Source organism: Rhizobium redzepovicii (genome assembly GCF_019793435.1).
In the GTDB taxonomy this organism is placed as follows: Bacteria; Pseudomonadota; Alphaproteobacteria; order Rhizobiales; family Rhizobiaceae; genus Rhizobium; species Rhizobium redzepovicii.
Genome location: NZ_JAILYH010000007.1, coordinates 194,376 through 210,785, shown reverse-complemented (window position 1 = coordinate 210,785; position 16,410 = coordinate 194,376). Strand labels below are relative to the sequence as shown.

13 protein-coding genes are annotated in these 16,410 nt (G+C 61.7%); 2 read left to right on the top strand and 11 right to left on the bottom strand.

Annotation, left to right across the window (positions count from 1 at the left end; genetic code table 11):
• Positions 1-8: 8 nt before the first annotated feature.
• From K6N12_RS13435 to recF, 3 genes are read right to left on the bottom strand one after another with little or no spacing between them, the layout of a single operon-like run.
• A complete protein-coding gene (locus tag K6N12_RS13435) occupies positions 9-497 on the bottom strand; it encodes a GNAT family N-acetyltransferase (RefSeq protein WP_097628389.1) in 489 nt (162 codons plus the stop codon).
• Positions 494-1,318, bottom strand: a complete 825-nt coding sequence (locus K6N12_RS13430; RefSeq protein ID WP_097628388.1) for a molybdopterin-synthase adenylyltransferase MoeB — start codon at positions 1,316-1,318, stop codon at positions 494-496. Before K6N12_RS13430 ends, K6N12_RS13435 begins: the two co-directional genes overlap by 4 nt.
• On the bottom strand, positions 1,315-2,439 hold the full coding sequence (gene recF, locus K6N12_RS13425; protein WP_097628387.1) for a DNA replication/repair protein RecF: 1,125 nt from the start codon (positions 2,437-2,439) through the stop codon (positions 1,315-1,317). Before recF ends, K6N12_RS13430 begins: the two co-directional genes overlap by 4 nt.
• 374 nt (positions 2,440-2,813) lie before the next feature.
• Here recF and K6N12_RS13420 point away from each other — a divergent pair, with 374 nt between their 5' ends.
• Positions 2,814-3,179, top strand: coding sequence for a helix-turn-helix domain-containing protein (locus K6N12_RS13420; protein WP_003589313.1), 366 nt, complete (start codon positions 2,814-2,816; stop codon positions 3,177-3,179).
• 47 nt (positions 3,180-3,226) lie between these two features.
• Here the strand turns inward: K6N12_RS13420 and K6N12_RS13415 are convergent, their stop codons facing one another.
• The 7 genes from K6N12_RS13415 to K6N12_RS13385 form a co-directional block, all read right to left on the bottom strand.
• The gene (locus K6N12_RS13415) at positions 3,227-3,427 is read right to left on the bottom strand and encodes a hypothetical protein (RefSeq protein WP_131710700.1); all 201 of its coding nucleotides are present in this window, start codon (positions 3,425-3,427) and stop codon (positions 3,227-3,229) included.
• 315 nt (positions 3,428-3,742) lie between these two features.
• Positions 3,743-4,873 carry a molecular chaperone DnaJ gene (gene dnaJ, locus K6N12_RS13410; RefSeq protein WP_012559503.1) on the bottom strand — a complete coding sequence of 377 codons (1,131 nt, stop codon included), beginning with the start codon at positions 4,871-4,873 and terminating at the stop codon, positions 3,743-3,745.
• An 85-nt stretch (positions 4,874-4,958) separates the two neighbouring features.
• Positions 4,959-6,878, bottom strand: a complete 1,920-nt coding sequence (gene dnaK / locus K6N12_RS13405) for a molecular chaperone DnaK (RefSeq protein WP_003589308.1) — start codon at positions 6,876-6,878, stop codon at positions 4,959-4,961.
• A gap of 281 nt (positions 6,879-7,159) precedes the next feature.
• Positions 7,160-9,484 (bottom strand): transglycosylase domain-containing protein, encoded by a 2,325-nt coding sequence (locus K6N12_RS13400; RefSeq protein WP_097628385.1) that lies wholly within the window; start codon positions 9,482-9,484, stop codon positions 7,160-7,162.
• A 248-nt stretch (positions 9,485-9,732) separates the two neighbouring features.
• Positions 9,733-9,954, bottom strand: coding sequence for a hypothetical protein (locus tag K6N12_RS13395; RefSeq protein ID WP_003589305.1), 222 nt, complete (start codon positions 9,952-9,954; stop codon positions 9,733-9,735).
• A gap of 539 nt (positions 9,955-10,493) precedes the next feature.
• On the bottom strand, positions 10,494-11,180 hold the full coding sequence (locus K6N12_RS13390) for an SH3 domain-containing protein (protein WP_097628384.1): 687 nt from the start codon (positions 11,178-11,180) through the stop codon (positions 10,494-10,496).
• A 403-nt stretch (positions 11,181-11,583) separates the two neighbouring features.
• A complete protein-coding gene (locus K6N12_RS13385; RefSeq protein WP_097628383.1) occupies positions 11,584-12,972 on the bottom strand; it encodes a dipeptidase in 1,389 nt (462 codons plus the stop codon).
• A 223-nt stretch (positions 12,973-13,195) separates the two neighbouring features.
• Here K6N12_RS13385 and K6N12_RS13380 point away from each other — a divergent pair, with 223 nt between their 5' ends.
• Positions 13,196-15,592, top strand: a complete 2,397-nt coding sequence (locus tag K6N12_RS13380) for a bifunctional diguanylate cyclase/phosphodiesterase (RefSeq protein WP_097628382.1) — start codon at positions 13,196-13,198, stop codon at positions 15,590-15,592.
• A 6-nt stretch (positions 15,593-15,598) separates the two neighbouring features.
• Here K6N12_RS13380 and K6N12_RS13375 read toward each other — a convergent pair whose 3' ends face one another.
• Positions 15,599-16,015 (bottom strand): MarR family winged helix-turn-helix transcriptional regulator, encoded by a 417-nt coding sequence (locus K6N12_RS13375; protein WP_097628381.1) that lies wholly within the window; start codon positions 16,013-16,015, stop codon positions 15,599-15,601.
• Positions 16,016-16,410: the final 395 nt, after the last annotated feature.

The window sequence follows — 16,410 nt, the reverse complement described above, 5'->3', positions numbered from 1 at the left end:
GAGCTGAGTCAGACGACCTCGATTAGAGGCACAAGGGTCTTGCGCATCTCGACGAAGGTCGTCCTGGCAAAGCCCGGATGCGCCTTCTCGGCGGTTCTCGAAAATCCGCAGGCGGCGAAGACGGCGTGATTGTCGGTGAGCTCGATGCGCGTCTCCAGCCGCAAAGCGGGAAGGCCGAGCCTTACGGCCGTTTCTTCGGCAATCGCCAGCAGCCGCTTGCCGAGGCCCTTGCCCTGGACCTCAGGCAGAACGGCGAGCTTGCCGACATAGAGACAATCGGCCTCCGGCCGCAGGAACAGGCAGCCGACCAGCTTTCCCTCATCGACGGCGGCATGACCGATCTCGGCTCTTGCCTTTTCGGCCAGCGACTCCGCCGTCAGCGTCAGCGCCGAGGATGGCGGATCGATCCTGCCGTTCATCGAAGCAAAGGCGGCGAGGATCAGTGCGAGCAACTCGTCCCAGCGCGTGAAACTATGATCAAGAGGAAAAATCGTCATCCGGCCTGTCTTTGCGTTGTTCGGCGTCGTTTATAGCGGACCGTGTCGAAGCGGGCCGAGAGCGCGTCATAGAGCAGCAGCCGTCCGATCAGCGGCTCGCCGGTGCCGGTGACGAGCTTGATCGCCTCCATCGCCATCATCGTGCCGATGACGCCGGTTAGCGCGCCGATGACCCCGGCCTCGGCGCAGGCGGGAATGAGCCCCATCGGCGGCGCTTCCGGAAAAAGGTCGCGATATCTAGGGTTGGGCGTCCCGTCCTCGGCGCTCTCATAGGGTTTGAGAACCGTCAGCGAGCCGTCGAACCGCCCGACGGCGCCGCTGACAAGCGGAAGGCGCGCTTCCTCAGCCGCATCGGCCGCGGCATAACGCGTGTCGAAATTGTCGGAGCCGTCGATCAGCAGATCGAAGCCGGACAGTTGCCGGAAGGCGGTCTCGGAGGAAAAGCGCTCCTCGAAGCGGATCAGCCGGACATGCGGATTGAGCCTCGCGATGGCGAAGGCGGCACTTTCCGTCTTTAATTCGCCGATCGTGCCGGAATCATGGATCACCTGGCGCTGCAGGTTCGACAGCGACACCCGGTCGTCGTCGACGATACCGAGCGTGCCGATCCCGGCTGCGGCCAGATATTGCAGGACGGGCGCACCGAGGCCGCCTGCGCCGATCACCAGCACACGAGCGGCTTTCAACTTTTGCTGACCCGCGCCGCCGATTTCGGGGAGTAGGATGTGACGGTGATAACGGGCGATTTCGTCGGGGCTGAGCGGTTCCATGGCGCCGATCTTATCATGGCGCTCGATACCGGGAAAAGTCGCCTCCGTCATTCGAATACCTTTCCGTCGGCCACCGTGAAGACTTGCGCCCTGTCGCCCAACGCCGAAAACATCGCGCGATCCGTTCCGGTCATGAAGGCCTGGCCGCCCAGCCCGTCGATGAGGTCGAACAGCGCGGCGCGGCGGCCCTCGTCGAGATGGGCGGCGATCTCGTCGAGCAGCAGGATCGGCGCATGGCCGGTGAGATTGCCGACGAGGCGCGCATGCGCTAGCACCATGCCGACTAGCAGCGCTTTCTGCTCGCCGGTGGAGCAGCGTTCCGCTTCCATCGCCTTTTCCCGGTGATGCACGATGAGATCGGCCCGATGCGGCCCGTCAAGCGTGCGCCCCGCGCCGGCGTCGCGGTAGCGGCTCTCCGCCAGCATGGCCGCATAATCGTCCTCGAGGTCGACCGAGGGGCGCGAAAACTGACCGTCCATGAAGCCGGAGAGCTGCAGCGATGCCGAAGGGAAGGGTGACGTCTCGCGCGTTTCCTCGATCAGCCGGGTCAGCAGGCCGAGCATCTCCTGCCGGGCGAGCGCCATGGCGATGCCGAGGCTCGCCATCTGTTCCTCGATGCCGGTAAGCCAGGAGGGGTCGAAGCGGCCCTCATCCAGCAATTTGTTGCGGCTGCGCATGGCACGCTCGAAATCGCTGGCGCGGCGGCCATGGGCGGGATCGAGCGACAGCACCAGCCGGTCGAGAAAGCGGCGCCGGTCGGAGGAGGCGCCGGTAAAGAGGCCGTCCATCGCCGGTGTCAGCCAGAGAAGCCGCAGATGGTCGGTGAGTTCGTCGGCGGTCTTGGCCGGGGTACCGTTAATTCGTAGCCTGCGGGCCGTGGTTTCCTCGCCCGTTTCGATACCGGTGCCGATTTCGACTTCGCCTTCCATGCCGTCGAGCGCGGCGAAGATAGAAAAACCACCGGCTGCACCGACGCGGGTAATGTCGCCATAGGCAGCACGGCGCAGTCCCCGGCCGGGCGAAAGCAGCGAGACCGCCTCCATGAGATTGGTCTTGCCGGCGCCGTTATCTCCCGTCAGCACGGCGTGCCGGCCGTCAAGGGCAAGGGCCGCCGCCGCATAATTGCGGAAGTCTGTCAGCTTCAGGCGGGAAAGAGCAACCTTGTGCGGCATCGAATGTCCGGAATCGTGAAGCGTGACAGCTAAGCCCAAGCGGCGTTGATGGCAAGGCTCGCAGCTTCGCTGACATGGCTCATTGGTGCTGCCCTCGGTGCGGGATGAGCATCAGGCACGATGCAGCGCAGAACCAAATTCTCAATGAAAATACAACCTAGGGAAGGACGTTCCGGTGTCGGACGGGCGCTATGGCCGGCAGCCTTCTTCAGTGTCTGCGAACCCGGTATACGCGGGGTTCTGCCACAATCGCCTCGACCAACTGACGTTACGTGAAGCCCAAAAAAGTTGGTTGAATTTTGCAACTGCAGGGTTGAGTTATCCTCTGAAACCGATATGGTAAACGAAGTGTATAGGTATCAGAGAGTGATGAAGTGCCAGATCCGGTTGATATTATCGTTGGTCGCAACGTAAGGCAGTTTCGCGCCCTTCGCCGTGTGTCCCAGCTCGAGCTTGGCGAAGCACTCGGACTGACGTTCCAGCAGATTCAGAAATACGAAAAAGGGACGAACCGCGTTTCCGCCAGCAAGCTGCATCAGATCGCAGTTTTTCTCGATGTCGAGATCTCCGCTCTCTTCGAGGGAGCCGGCATGTCGCAATTCGGCAGCCGTATCGAACTCAGCCCCGACGCCTATGCGCTTGCGCTGAGCTACGACAGACTGAACTCATCGGCCGGCAAGGAAGCGGTCAAGACCATCGTCACGATCATGAGTGGGGAAACAGCCGAAAACGCCGCCTGATCTCGCCGAGCGGGATAGCGCGCTCGTTCACGGTCCGCACGCTGCGTTCAGTGGATCTCGCATTCGTGCAGCGCCGTCAGCAGCTCGTCCTGCGTCTGGTGGCCCGCGTGATAGAGGTCGATCGCGATGCTGGCGATGGAAAGGCCCTGCTGGCTGCGAAGCTTGATGTTGCGCTCGGCGCACCATGTGTAGATGGCGCCGGCGAGAACGTCGACGTCTTCGGACTGAGAGGAAAAGGCTGGCGCCATGGCAGATACCCTTGGTTTGATTGTCCCGCGCGTCTGAGGACGCTCTGTTGTTTGATTCCGCGCCTAATCCTTTCCGGATATCGATTCCGATTTTCGGGCTTATGCGCTGACGGCAGAGACTGAATTCATTTGGAAAACTTGCAAGCGGCATCACGCGGCTGCGTTAACGCAAGTCATGAGCCGACCCATCGCCGTGCCGATCTGGGACAAACTGGCGGCGTCGAACGGCAAATGTCTCAAATCGGGATCCGCTGAAACGAAAAAGCCGGAAACGTTTCGGTCCCCGGCTTTCGAGATGCTCTAATCGATCGCGTCTCAGCCTTCGAAGAATTCCTTCATCCGGGCGAAGAAGCCGGTCGATTCGGGATTGTTCTCCTTGGAGGACAGCTGCTCGAATTCCTGCAGCAGCTCGCGCTGGCGCTTGGTCAGCTTTTGCGGTGTCTCGATCTGGATCTGGATGTAGAGATCGCCTGTCTGCGCCGAACGCAGCACCGGCATGCCCTTGCTTTTCAGGCGGAACTGTTTGCCCGCCTGCGTGCCTTCGGGCACGCTGACGCGCGACTTGGTGCCGTCGAGCGTCGCCACGTCGAAGGTGCCGCCGAGAGCAGCCGTCGTCATCGAGATCGGAACGGCGCAATAGAGATCGGCGCCGTCGCGCTGGTAGAATTCATGCGGCTTCACCGACAGGAAGATATAAAGGTCGCCTGCCGGTCCGCCGCGGGCGCCGGCTTCGCCTTCGCCCTGCAGGCGGATGCGGGTACCGTCCTCGATGCCGGCCGGGATATTGACCGAGAGCGAGCGCTCTTCCGTCACCCGGCCCTGGCCGTGACACTTCGGGCAGGGATCGGGAATGATCTGGCCGCGGCCGTGGCAGGTCGGACAGGTCCGCTCGATCGAGAAGAAGCCCTGTGCGGCGCGCACGCGCCCACTTCCCTGGCAGGTGCCGCAATTCTTCGGCTGCGTGCCGGGCTTGGCGCCCGAACCCGAACAGACGTCGCAGGTGATCGAGGTGGGAACGCGGATCTGCGCCGTCTTGCCGGAGAAAGCCTCTTCCAGCGTGATTTCCATGTTATAGCGAAGATCGGCGCCGCGTTCGCGGCCGCCCGATGAGCGCTGGCGCGCACGACCGCCACCCATCATCTCGCCAAAAATATCCTCGAAGATGTCGGAGAAGCCGCCGCCGGCAAATCCGCCGCCGCCACCGCCGCCCATGCCGCCATGCTCGAACGCCGCATGACCATAACGATCATAGGCGGCCCGCTTCTGCGGGTCCTTGAGCATCTCGTAGGCTTCGTTGATTTCCTTGAACTTGCGTTCGGCGTCCTTGTCATCCGGGTTCTTGTCCGGATGGAATTTCATCGCCAGTTTGCGGAAGGCGCTCTTCAGCTCTTTCTCATCCGCCGTCTTGGCTACACCCAGAGTTTCGTAAAAGTCCGCTTTTGCCATTAAGGATTAAACCCCGGAAATGGATTTCCGGCTGCCATGGTGAGCAGCCGGATCAGGTGTTGAAGCATAACCACGCCGTCGCGGATTACGCGGACTTTTTGCGGTCGTCGTCCTTGATTTCCTCGTAGTCGGCGTCGACGACATTATCGCCGCCTTCTGCCGAGGCATCGCCCGCAGCTGCGCCGCCCTCGGCCTGCTGCGCTTCATAGATCGCCTGGCCGAGCTTCATCGACACTTCCATCAGCGTCTGGGTCTTCGCCTTGATGTCGTCGGCATCCGGCTCGGTCGCTTCCGAAGCCGTCTTCAGCGCGGCGATCGCATCCGAGATCGCGGTGCGGTCAGCCTCGGAAACCTTGTCGCCGTAATCCTTCAGCGACTTTTCCGTGGAATGGATCAGGCTTTCGGCCTGATTCCGAGCTTCGACGGCCTCGCGACGCTTCTTGTCCTCGGTGGCATGAGCTTCGGCATCCTTCACCATCTTCTCGATGTCGGCGTCGGAAAGACCGCCGGAGGCCTGGATGCGGATCTGCTGTTCCTTGCCGGTGCCCTTGTCCTTGGCCGAAACCTGCACGATGCCGTTGGCGTCGATGTCGAAGGTGACCTCGATCTGCGGCATGCCGCGCGGCGACGGCGGCAGGCCGACGAGGTCGAACTGGCCGAGCAGCTTGTTGTCGGCAGCCATTTCACGCTCGCCCTGCGAAACGCGGATAGTCACCGCCTGCTGGTTGTCCTCGGCCGTCGAGAAGGTCTGGCTCTTCTTCGTCGGGATCGTCGTGTTGCGTTCGATCAGGCGGGTGAAGACGCCACCGAGCGTCTCGATGCCGAGCGACAGCGGCGTGACGTCGAGCAGCAGCACGTCCTTGACGTCGCCCTGCAGAACGCCGGCCTGAATGGCGGCGCCGAGTGCAACGACTTCATCCGGGTTGACGCCCTTGTGCGGCTCCTTGCCGAACAGCTGCTTGACGACTTCCTGGACCTTCGGCATGCGGCTCATGCCGCCGACGAGAACCACTTCGTCGATTTCGGCAGCGGTGACGCCGGCATCCTTGAGAGCGGCCTTGCACGGTGCGATCGTGCGCTGGACGAGATCGTCGACCAGGCTTTCGAGCTTGGCGCGGGTCAGCTTCAGCGTCAGGTGCTTCGGGCCGGAGGCGTCGGCCGTGATGAACGGCAGATTGATTTCGGTCTGCTGCGAGGACGAAAGCTCGATCTTCGCCTTTTCCGCAGCTTCCTTGAGGCGCTGCAGGGCAAGCTTGTCGTTCTTCAGGTCGATGCCATTGTCGCGCTTGAATTCACCGACGAGATATTCGACGAGACGCATGTCGAAGTCTTCACCGCCGAGGAAAGTATCGCCGTTGGTCGACTTCACCTCGAAGACGCCGTCGCCGATCTCGAGGATCGAGATATCGAAGGTACCGCCACCAAGGTCGTAGACGGCAATCGTCTTGCCTTCTTTTTTGTCGAGCCCGTAGGCGAGTGCGGCAGCGGTCGGCTCGTTGATGATGCGCAAAACTTCAAGTCCGGCGATGCGGCCGGCATCCTTGGTTGCCTGGCGCTGCGCGTCGTTGAAATAGGCGGGAACGGTGATGACGGCCTTTTCGACCTTTTCGCCGAGATAGGATTCGGCGGTTTCCTTCATCTTCTGAAGGATCATCGCGGAAATCTGTGCGGGCGAGTAGCCTTTGCCATTGGCTTCGACCCAGGCGTCGCCATTGTCGCCCTTGACGATGGTGAAGGGAACGAGGTGCTTGTCCTTCTCGACGGTCGGATCTTCATAGCGGCGGCCGATCAGGCGCTTGACTGCAAAGAGTGTATTCGTCGGGTTGGTGACCGCCTGGCGCTTGGCCGGCTGGCCGACGAGGCGTTCGCCATCATCGGAAAATGCCACCATGGAAGGGGTCGTGCGTGCACCTTCCGCATTCTCGATAACCTTCGCGTCCTTGCCGTCCATGACTGCGACGCAGGAATTCGTCGTTCCAAGGTCGATACCAATTACTTTTGCCATGTCATTCTCTCCTTGAAGCAAGCTGTCTGAACCCCGAGAAGGCATTCCCTGACAGCCCCTTACGGGATGGGTCTACTTAAGATTACGCAATCGTGATTGCGGTGATGCGGCGTATATAAGGAGCGGTTTTCTGGACTGCAAGGCGAGAAATGGCCCGGAATCCAGCAAAACGAATGTGGTGCATTCAATTTTTACAGTCACCGGGAAACAGACCGCCCGCCGTCCGGAAAGTGGCCGATTTCCAGCGTATCCGGCTTGTGCCGGCCGTGCAGCCATAGATCTCACTGGCCCATGATCAGATCGAGCAGGGTCGTGCGCCGCGGCTGGACCGAAGAGGTCGATTGCGGCCCCCCGACATCGCCGGGCGGCACCATGCTGTCGTAGCCGCCTTCGGCAACGTCGGCGGGAGGAACGGGCCCGTTGCCGGAGGTCGCACTCTGTTGCCGGACAGGCGCCTGCGGATAGCGGTTAGCACTGTCGCCGCCGCCGAAGACGCCGGAAATGATGCCGCCGATTGTCGACGGCGGCGCCTCGGCCGTCATCGGTTGTCCGCTGCCCGATTGTCCACCGCCCGGTGCCGTCTGCGCCATCGGCTGACCATTGGGATCGCCGATCAACTGGCCGTTGCCGAACAGCGGCGCCGGCGAAAGACCCTTGTGGGCGGCGATCATGAATTCCTTCCAGGCTTTGGCCGGAAGACCGCCGCCGGTCACCTTCTTCATCGGCTTGCCGTCGTCATTGCCGAACCAGACGCCGGTGGTGAGGTTGCTGGTGAAGCCGACGAAGAGTGCGTCGCGTGAATTCTGCGTCGTGCCGGTCTTTCCCGCCGCCTGCCAGCCGGGGATCTTGGCGCTCTTGCCGGTGCCGCTGTCGATGACGCCCATCATCATCGCATCCATTTCGGCGACGATCTGCTCGGACAGCACGCGCGGCGGGCTGTCATAAGTATTTTCGTAGAGAACCTTGCCCTCGGCGGTCGTCACCCGGCGGATGACGTGCGGCGTCGCCTTGTAGCCGCCGTTCATGAAGGCGGCATAGGAGGCGGTGAGTTCCATCAGCGACACCTCAGAGGTGCCGAGCGCGATCGAGGCATTCGGCTGCAGCTCGCTTTCGATGCCGAGCCGGTGCGCAAGCTTGATCACCTGATCCGGCCCGTCATACATCACCAGCTGGGCGGCCACCGTATTCAGCGACTTGGCAAGTGCGGTGGCCAGCGTCACCTCGCCATTGTATTTCTTCTCGTAATTTTCGGGCGTCCAGTCGCCGATGCGGATCGGCGCGTCGTTGAACACCGAAAAGGGCGTCAGTCCTTTTTCGAGCGCGGCGGCATAGACGAAGGGCTTGAACGAGGAGCCCGGCTGGCGTTTGGCCTTGACGGCTCGGTTGAACTGGCTCGTCGCATAATCCCTGCCGCCGACGAGCGCCCGGATCGCGCCGGTGCCGTCGATCGAGACGAGGGCCGCCTGCGAAGCGTCGAGCTTTCCGCCCTCCTTGTCGAGCACGTCGACCAGCGATTGCTCGGCTTTCTTTTCCAGCGACTTGTCGATGGTCGTATCGACGATGACGTCTTCCTTGACGTCACCGATCAGACCCGGCAGCTCGTCCATCACCATGTCGGCAACATAGTGTCCGGCGCCCGACCAATAGCTCTTGGCTGAAGCCGGGGTCTGCGACATTGCGGTCTTGACCTCGGAGTCGGTGATGAAACCCTGCTCGCGCATTGCCGCAAGCACGAGCTGGGCGCGGGCATTGGCAGCGTCCGCGTCGCGGGCCGGCGAAAGCCGCGACGGCGCCTTGAGCAGGCCGGCCAGCACCGCCGCCTCGCCGAGGTTCACATCCCGCGCCGATTTGTTGAAATAGCGGCGTGACGCCGCCTCGACGCCATAGGCGTTCGATCCGAAGAACACCCGGTTGAGATACATGGCAAGGATCTGGTCCTTGGTGTATTTCTGCTCCAGCCAGAGCGAGAGCAGCACCTCCTGCACCTTGCGTTCCAGCGTTCTTTCCGGGGAGAGGAAGAGGTTCTTGGCGAGTTGCTGCGTCAGCGTCGAGCCACCCTGCACCATGTGGCCAGCCGTGAAGTTGGTCACTACAGCCCGGCCGAGGCCGAGCGGATCGACGCCGAAATGCGAATAGAAGCGCCGATCCTCGATGGCGATGACGGCCTCCGGAATATAGGGCGACATGTTTTCGAGCGACAACGCCTCGCCGCCAGTGGCACCGCGATTGGCGATGACGCTGCCGTCGACGGCGGTGATCTTGACGTTCGGCGGCCGTTCCGGGATCGCCCATGTGCTGGCGCTCGGCATGCGCGAGCCATAATAGACCACCAGCCCGGCAACGCCGATGCCGGCCCAGATGAACAGCACGACGCACCAGTAGATCACGCGTCGCACGAAGCCGAACAAGCCGCCGCCTTCGCGTTCCCGCGGTTCGCGCCGCCGCCGGGGGGCAGGGCGTTCGGGCGGCTTGGAGCTGCCGCGCCGTGTGGATCGGCTCCTGGCAATGCGGTCATCGGCATCGAGGGAAAACTCGTCATCGTCGCGGGCCGGGCGGCCGCTGAAGGACGGTTCGATTCTGTCGCCTGATCTGCCTCTGCCTGCCATCGCCGACCGGTCACACCCCATGTTCGATCGCGAAGCGTGACTTCGCACAACGGCACTCTTGCAGTCGCCGTCACCCGACTGAACTGTAAATGCGGCGATTTAACGGGGTGTTAATTATGGAAAGCAAAGCAGAACGCGCCGATAAAGCGCTTTGCGTCATTCCGGCTTCGTGCGCTGCGTTTCAACTCGTTTTATGGATGTCGTTATCCCAAAACCGCTGCACAGTTGTGGGCAACATGCATCGGCGCTCAAAACTGGCGAGCTTCGTAATCGTCGAGCGTTTCCGGATCCTGCTTATATTCCCATTCTCCGAGATGAAAACGCCGCCAGATCTGGCCGGAAGGATTGAGGTTCGCCCCATCGGTAAGTCGCACAGGAAGGAGGGGGTTGTGTTTATGCCAGACGGTAACATCAATAGCGGCTGCCCGAGCGCCGAAAAGCCTTGGGAAAACCAGGTAGTCTCGCGTCATCAGGGTCCAGCCTCGAACGGATCAAAATCGATCCGCAACATCTCAAAACTGCAATAAAGAATGCTGCAAGACAAGAGCATCACGATGCTCTCACATCAAATTGTCGCTGACCTCCCACAGGCATGATTGCCGGTCGTCGCGACTGTCACGATCTGACAGCGTCGCGCCGACTTGCGCGCGTCTGGAGCGTGCTTGCTTTCGCGGGGCGATGCCGCCTCGCGAGGAGCGAGGAAACCAGCCTGACCATGCGTTGCGCCGAATTGTGCGGGCTGCTTTCGCTGCGCCGCCGCAATCTTCTGACCGGCCGGCGGAACCAAGTGCGTCCGCGATAGTTTAGGGAGAAGCGGGACACCCCTCAACCCCTCACGTCCCGCGCATGATCGGCCGTCTCCCCTCAACACGCGCCGATCGACATCAGGCCCGGTGCATCCCTCTTGGGAGCGCCGGGCTTTTTCTTACGGCGTCCTTCTCGCCTTTTCCGCGCGATGGACGCTGCCATTGAGATAAGCGGCGGCCTTGCGGCCGCCGCTCCTGATATCTCAGTCGCAGGACGGATCGCCCGGGCGGCAGACGAAGGGCGAAGCCCTGGGGTCCGGGCGATTGTAGGTATCGGCCTTCCCGCCCCTGAACTGCGGCAGGTCGCGGAAATCCGAACTCCTGGTATTATCTCTGTTGTCATCTCGACGGTCCGACCTGCGGCTTTCGTCTCTGCGGTCGTCCCTTCGATTGTCGTCGCGCCAGTCCCGGTTGCGGTCCCCGTAATCGCGATCCCGGTTGCGGTCGCCGTAGTCGCGATCCCGATCCCGGTTACGGTAGTAATAATCGGGGCCGCGGCTCCAGCGGTCGCGCTCACGGTAGAAATCGCGGTCGCGGTAGTTGCGGTCCCAATAATTGCCGACGCTGAAGCTGATCATCGGAATGCCGAGCGGGCGGTAATATTGCGGACCGACATAGACACGGCGTTGCTGGTAGACGGCCTGTACATATTGGCCGGACACCCAGCCGCGACCGCCATAGAATTCGACGTCGCACCAGTTGACGTTGGAAAGACATCCACGAATTTCGACGGGGGAACCGGCAGGCACGACTGCGACGGCTGGATATCGGGTGCTCGGACCCGCTCGCATGTTGACGTTCGCCGTCGAGTAGCCCTCGGCGGCCTGTGCGATCACCGGCGCCAGCACAAACAGGCCAGCCGCGGCGATCTTAACAATGAGATTTTTCACGCTTCTCACTCCTGGTTGGCGCGTTTTCAGGCAGCGCGGCGCTGCCTTCTCTTGGCATATGCCATCTATAGAAAAGATAGAGCGATCGCCCGCATTTGTTAGGGCGTCGCCATTCTCCTTGTCTTTCAAGGGTTTATATCCGGGTCGCGATGAACGCAGCTTGAACGAGGGGGATTTTGTGATGTGGTATGGCGTTTTCGATATGCCGGATGAAATCGCGAATGCGCAGGACGCGAAAGTTGTCGGCTCTGCGATACATTAACGATCCGTTAACCTTTCCGAGGCAGTCTGGCTGCAATACCTGCTTCTCATTGACCACGGATGAACTGGCACTGAGCGAGCGGATGACGAAAGGCCGGTTTTAACCGGCCTTTTTGTTATTGCGATCTGGCATGCCTTACGCTCAGGCGGCGAGCGCCTGAAGAATCCGCACCCAGGAGCGGATGCCCTTGTGGTAGGAGACGAGCTCGTATTTCTCGTTCGGCGAATGGATGCGGTCGTCGCTGAGGCCGAAGCCCACGAGCAGAGATTCCATGCCGAGCATCTTCTGGAAGTCGCCGACGATCGGGATCGATCCGCCCATGCCGATGACGATGGCGGGTTTCGGCCACTCGTCGGAAAGTGCGGTCTTCGCCTTGGTCAGAACCGGCGAATCATAGGAGAGGTGGATCGCCGGCGAGCCGCCATGCGGATGGAACTCGACCGAGCAATCGGCGGGAATCTTCGAGCTGATATAGCTGCGGAAGGCTTTGCGGATGGCGGCCGGATCCTGCGTGCCGACAAGCCGGAACGAAACTTTCGCCGATGCCTTGGCGGCGATCACCGTTTTGAAGCCTTCGCCGGTATATCCGCCCCAGATGCCGTTGATTTCGGCGGTCGGCCGCGCCCAGGTGAGTTCCAGCACCGAACGGCCCTTTTCGCCGGATGGAATGGAAAGGCCGACTTCGCCGAGGAAGGTCTCGGCGGTCTTGCCCAGCGTCTCCCATGAGGCCTTGATGTTGTCGGGCGTTTCCTCGACGCCGTTGTAGAAGCCCTCGAGCGTGATGCGGCCGGTCTCGTCATGCAGGCCGGCGAGAGCCTCGACGAGGATGTGGATGGGATTGGCGGCAGCGCCCCCGAAGAGGCCGGAATGCAGGTCGCGGTCGGCGGCCGTCACGGTGACTTCCTCGCCGACAAGGCCGCGCAGTGCCGCGGCGATCGCCGGGGTGTCGCGGTCCCACATACCGGTATCGCAAACCAGCGCATAATCGGCCTTGAGCTCGGCGGCATTGGCTTCGAGGAAGGGCTTCAGCGATGGCGAGCCGGATTCTTCCTCGCCTTCGAAGAGAATGGTGACGCGGCAGGGAAGCGCGCCGTTGATCTCCTTATAGGCGCGGCAGGCCTCGAGGAAGGTCATCAACTGGCCCTTGTCGTCGGACGTGCCGCGGCCGGTCAGGATCTTGCGGCCGTTGCCGACATCCTTGATCGTCGGCTCGAAGGGGTCGTTTTCCCAAAGCTCGATCGGGTCGACCGGCTGAACGTCGTAATGGCCGTAGAACAGAACGTGCGGCGCGCCGGTGGACGCGCCGGCATGGTGAGCGACGACCATCGGATGGCCTGGCGTGTCGCGAACGGAGGCTTCGAAGCCGAGCGCTTCGAGATAGGCGACGAGCCATTCGGCGGCCTTGCGGCATTCGGCTTTGTAGGCGGGATCGGTGGAAATCGACTGGATGCGCAGCAGCTCGAACAGTTTTTCGAGGCTCGATGAAAGATTCTGGTCCGCACGCGAAAGAACCGGTTGTATGTCGGCCATTTTCGACTCCTTTTCGAAATTCGGCGGGACGATAGACCAAACCGGGAAAGCAGGCGAGGCGCAAAAAGTAAAAAATCAGGGGCGCGCTAGCATGCTGAAACCACGCAATTCGGTCTTGTGGAAACATCTGCCGCGATAATAAAGAAAGATCTAATTCAATTTACAGTTAATTAGCACAACCTAAATAGCATCGGCCGAAAATCAGCTGTTCGGGGGCGCGCACATGTTTTCGGTCATTGCATGTATTCGCGACAATCATGATTGGCGCTTGGTCATCGTGGCGGCCGTGGTCTGCCTGGTCGGCGCCATGGCGGCGATGCTGCTGTATTCCCGTGCCCAGGAGTGCGACGCCGGGCAGCGCAAGCTTTGGGTCGGCGCGTCGGGCTTTGCCTTCGGCACCGGCGTGTGGGCAACCCACTTTATCGCCATGCTCGCTTATGATGGTGGCACGCCGATCAGTTATGCGCTCGACCTGACGCTGCTCTCCTTTTTCCTGTCGGTCGGAGGCTCGTGGGTGGCGATCCTCGCCGCCTCGCAACGTGAGGGAAGATTTTCCTCCATTCGCGGCGGGGCGCTGATGGCACTCGGCATCGCCTCCATGCACCTGACCGGCATGCAGGCGATCGAGACACAGGCGGTCATCCTCTACGATCCCTTGATGACGCTGACGGCGGTCGTCGCCGGAATGCTTCTGTCGAGCGCCGCCTTCCACATTTTTTTCAATCTGAAGGGCATGAGGCGTCTCCTAACCTCATCGCTGGTCTTCGTCCTCGCCATCTGCACACTTCACTTCATCTCGATGGGCAGCATTACCTTTGTGCCGGACCCCGGCATGCAGGTTCCGACATTGGTGCTCGACACGCGGGTGCTCGCCGCGATCGTCGTGGTGGCGGCAACGGCTCTTATCCTCGTCGCCCTTGCCGTGGTCTTCGTCCAAAGCCATCTGACGGATCTGCGCGGACTTGCCAATGCCTCGCAGGAGGGCCTGCTGATCCTGCGCGAAGGCCGGATCATCGATGTCAACGAACGGTTCCAGGCATTATCGGGCTGGAAGCTAGCCGATCTCTCGGGCAAGGCGCCCTCGGATGTGCTGACGGTCGTTCAGGCGCCCCGGGAGAACAGGCCCGGCGAGACGCTGCTGAACACCCGCACCGGCAGAGAGATTGCCGTAGACGTAAACTCCAGCAGGATCGTCTATCGTGGCCGCGATTGCGAGGTGCTGGCGGTGCGCGATCTCACCGAGCGCAAACAGGCCGAGGAGATGATCGAGCATCTCGCCCACCACGACGTGCTCACCGATCTGCCGAACAGGTCGTTGTTCGACACCCGCATCCGGCAGGCGCTGCAGGTGGCGGAACGCAAGAACACCGAGGTTGCGCTGTTCTGTCTCGACCTCGATCGGTTCAAGGCCGTCAATGACATCTTCGGCCATGCCGAGGGCGACCGGATTCTCCGCAAGGTCGCCGCTATCCTGCGCCGGGTTGCCGGTGAGAGTGATACGATCGCCCGGCTCGGCGGCGACGAATTCGCCATCATCCAGTCCGATGGGCAGCAGCCGGCGGCGGCGCAAAAGCTTGCGGCTGATATCATCGACGAATTCGCTGCCGAGATGGACACGGCCCGTGACCCCACAGCGGTCGGCGTCAGCCTCGGCATCGCGCTCTATCCAAGAGATGGGAGCACGGCCGAAGAACTCTGCAACAACGCCGATACCGCGCTCTACCGGGTCAAGCATGATGGCCGCGGCAGGGCCTGTTTCTTCGACGCGGAAATGGACGAAGCGGCGCGCAACCGCCGCCAGATCGAAAGTGACTTGCGCCACGCGATCATCCGCAACCAACTCTATGTCAGCTATCAGCCGATCCTCAACGCGCAGAACGGCGAGATCAGCGGCTACGAGGCCTTGATGCGTTGGCACCGGCCGGGCCACGGCATGACCGAGCCCGACATTTTCATCCCGATCGCCGAGGAAAGCGGATCGATTGTTCAGCTCGGCGAATGGATATTGCAGCAGGCCTGCATGGAGGCCGCGCGCTGGCCGCAGCCGCTGAGGATTGCGGTCAATGTTTCGCCGGTGCAGTTCATGCTGCCCAACCTGTGCGAGCGGGTCGAGGCGGTCCTCGCCGAGACGGGGCTAGCAGCCGATCGGCTGGAGCTTGAAATCACCGAGACAGCCCTGATCCGCGATCGCGACCGGGTGATGGCAACGCTGCAGCGCCTGCGTCGGTTGGGGGTGCACATCGTCATGGACGATTTCGGCACCGGCTACTCTTCGCTTTCGAACCTGCGCTCGTTTCCCTTCGACAAGATCAAGGTCGACCGCAGCTTCACCGGGGTGCTGGAGCATGACGCGGCGGCGCGATCGATCGTGCGGGCGATTATCGGTCTCGGCCACAGCCTCGGCATGCCCGTCGTCACCGAGGGTGTGGAAACCGAGATGCAGCGCCGGATCGTCGTCGAGGAAGGCTGCGCGCAGGTGCAGGGCCTGCTGCTCGGCAAGCCGGATATCGAGCCGAGCATGAAGCCGGCCGTTCGCAAAAGCATCCTGTCGGAGCAAGCCGGAACCGCCGTGCCGCCGCGACGGCGCACACGCCTTGTCAGCGAAAATCGCAGCGAATGATCGCGCTCAGAGCGCCTTGGCGTTTTCCAGAAGACGGCGGATATATTCGAGCGTCAGCTCGCGCTCGAAAACCCGAAAACCTTTAAACAACGCAAGGTCGGCCTTGCGCGCGGTTTCGATCGCCTCGGCCTCCATGGCGCGGGCTTTCGGCGTCAGGAAGAGCAGTTGCGCCCGCTTGTCGGATGGATGCGGCCGGCGTTCGATCAGCCCGTCGCGGACCATGCGCGACAGCGTATTGGCCATGGTCGCCTGCTCGATATCGACCCGCTCGAGAAGCTGTTTCTGGGTCAGTCCGTCCTCGGCCCAGAGTTCCAGCAGGATGGGGAACTGGCCGGGAGAAAAACCGAGCCCGACCGCGCGCTGGTGCAGCGAGCGGGCAAAACCCTTCGCCAGCTGGCTGGCAAGGTAGGCTCCCGAATCCATGCGGTTAAATCCCATGATTGCAAGTTAGGCTCAAAACCATGCCGGAGACAATGCAGCAAATCGCATGCGATACTCCAAAATATGCAAGCCGCGACGATAATTTCGAGTGCCTGGAAAAACAAAAGTCGCCATGGCCTGGAGGTTGGCCATGGCGACCTTAAAGTGGGGACAAAGGCCCGGAGAGGGGGATAAGGCCTTTGTCCAAGCCTGACGCGGCGGGGGACAAGCCGGTAATCAGACCCGCGGCGCGATCAAGCGCCGGTGACATGGATTTGTGCTTGAGAATGTGGTTTTTCAAGGGAGGGTGATCGTTACAAATCGGTAACAGTTTGGTGAGCGGAATCTTCCGCCTCGCCCGCCGAACTTTATATGGACCTTGTCCCGTGCCCGCGCTA

Excerpts from the sequence above, each read along its gene's own strand:
- K6N12_RS13435 (WP_097628389.1), bottom strand. The coding sequence starts at position 497 with ATGACGATTTTTCCTCTTGATCATAGTTTCACGCGCTGGGACGAGTTG.
- K6N12_RS13430 (WP_097628388.1), bottom strand. The coding sequence starts at position 1,318 with ATGACGGAGGCGACTTTTCCCGGTATCGAGCGCCATGATAAGATCGGC.
- recF (WP_097628387.1), bottom strand. The coding sequence starts at position 2,439 with ATGCCGCACAAGGTTGCTCTTTCCCGCCTGAAGCTGACAGACTTCCGC.
- K6N12_RS13415 (WP_131710700.1), bottom strand. The coding sequence starts at position 3,427 with ATGGCGCCAGCCTTTTCCTCTCAGTCCGAAGACGTCGACGTTCTCGCC.
- dnaJ (WP_012559503.1), bottom strand. The coding sequence starts at position 4,873 with ATGGCAAAAGCGGACTTTTACGAAACTCTGGGTGTAGCCAAGACGGCG.
- dnaK (WP_003589308.1), bottom strand. The coding sequence starts at position 6,878 with ATGGCAAAAGTAATTGGTATCGACCTTGGAACGACGAATTCCTGCGTC.
- K6N12_RS13400 (WP_097628385.1), bottom strand. The coding sequence starts at position 9,484 with ATGGCAGGCAGAGGCAGATCAGGCGACAGAATCGAACCGTCCTTCAGC.
- K6N12_RS13395 (WP_003589305.1), bottom strand. The coding sequence starts at position 9,954 with ATGACGCGAGACTACCTGGTTTTCCCAAGGCTTTTCGGCGCTCGGGCA.
- K6N12_RS13385 (WP_097628383.1), bottom strand. The coding sequence starts at position 12,972 with ATGGCCGACATACAACCGGTTCTTTCGCGTGCGGACCAGAATCTTTCA.
- K6N12_RS13380 (WP_097628382.1), top strand. The coding sequence starts at position 13,196 with ATGTTTTCGGTCATTGCATGTATTCGCGACAATCATGATTGGCGCTTG.
- K6N12_RS13375 (WP_097628381.1), bottom strand. The coding sequence starts at position 16,015 with ATGGATTCGGGAGCCTACCTTGCCAGCCAGCTGGCGAAGGGTTTTGCC.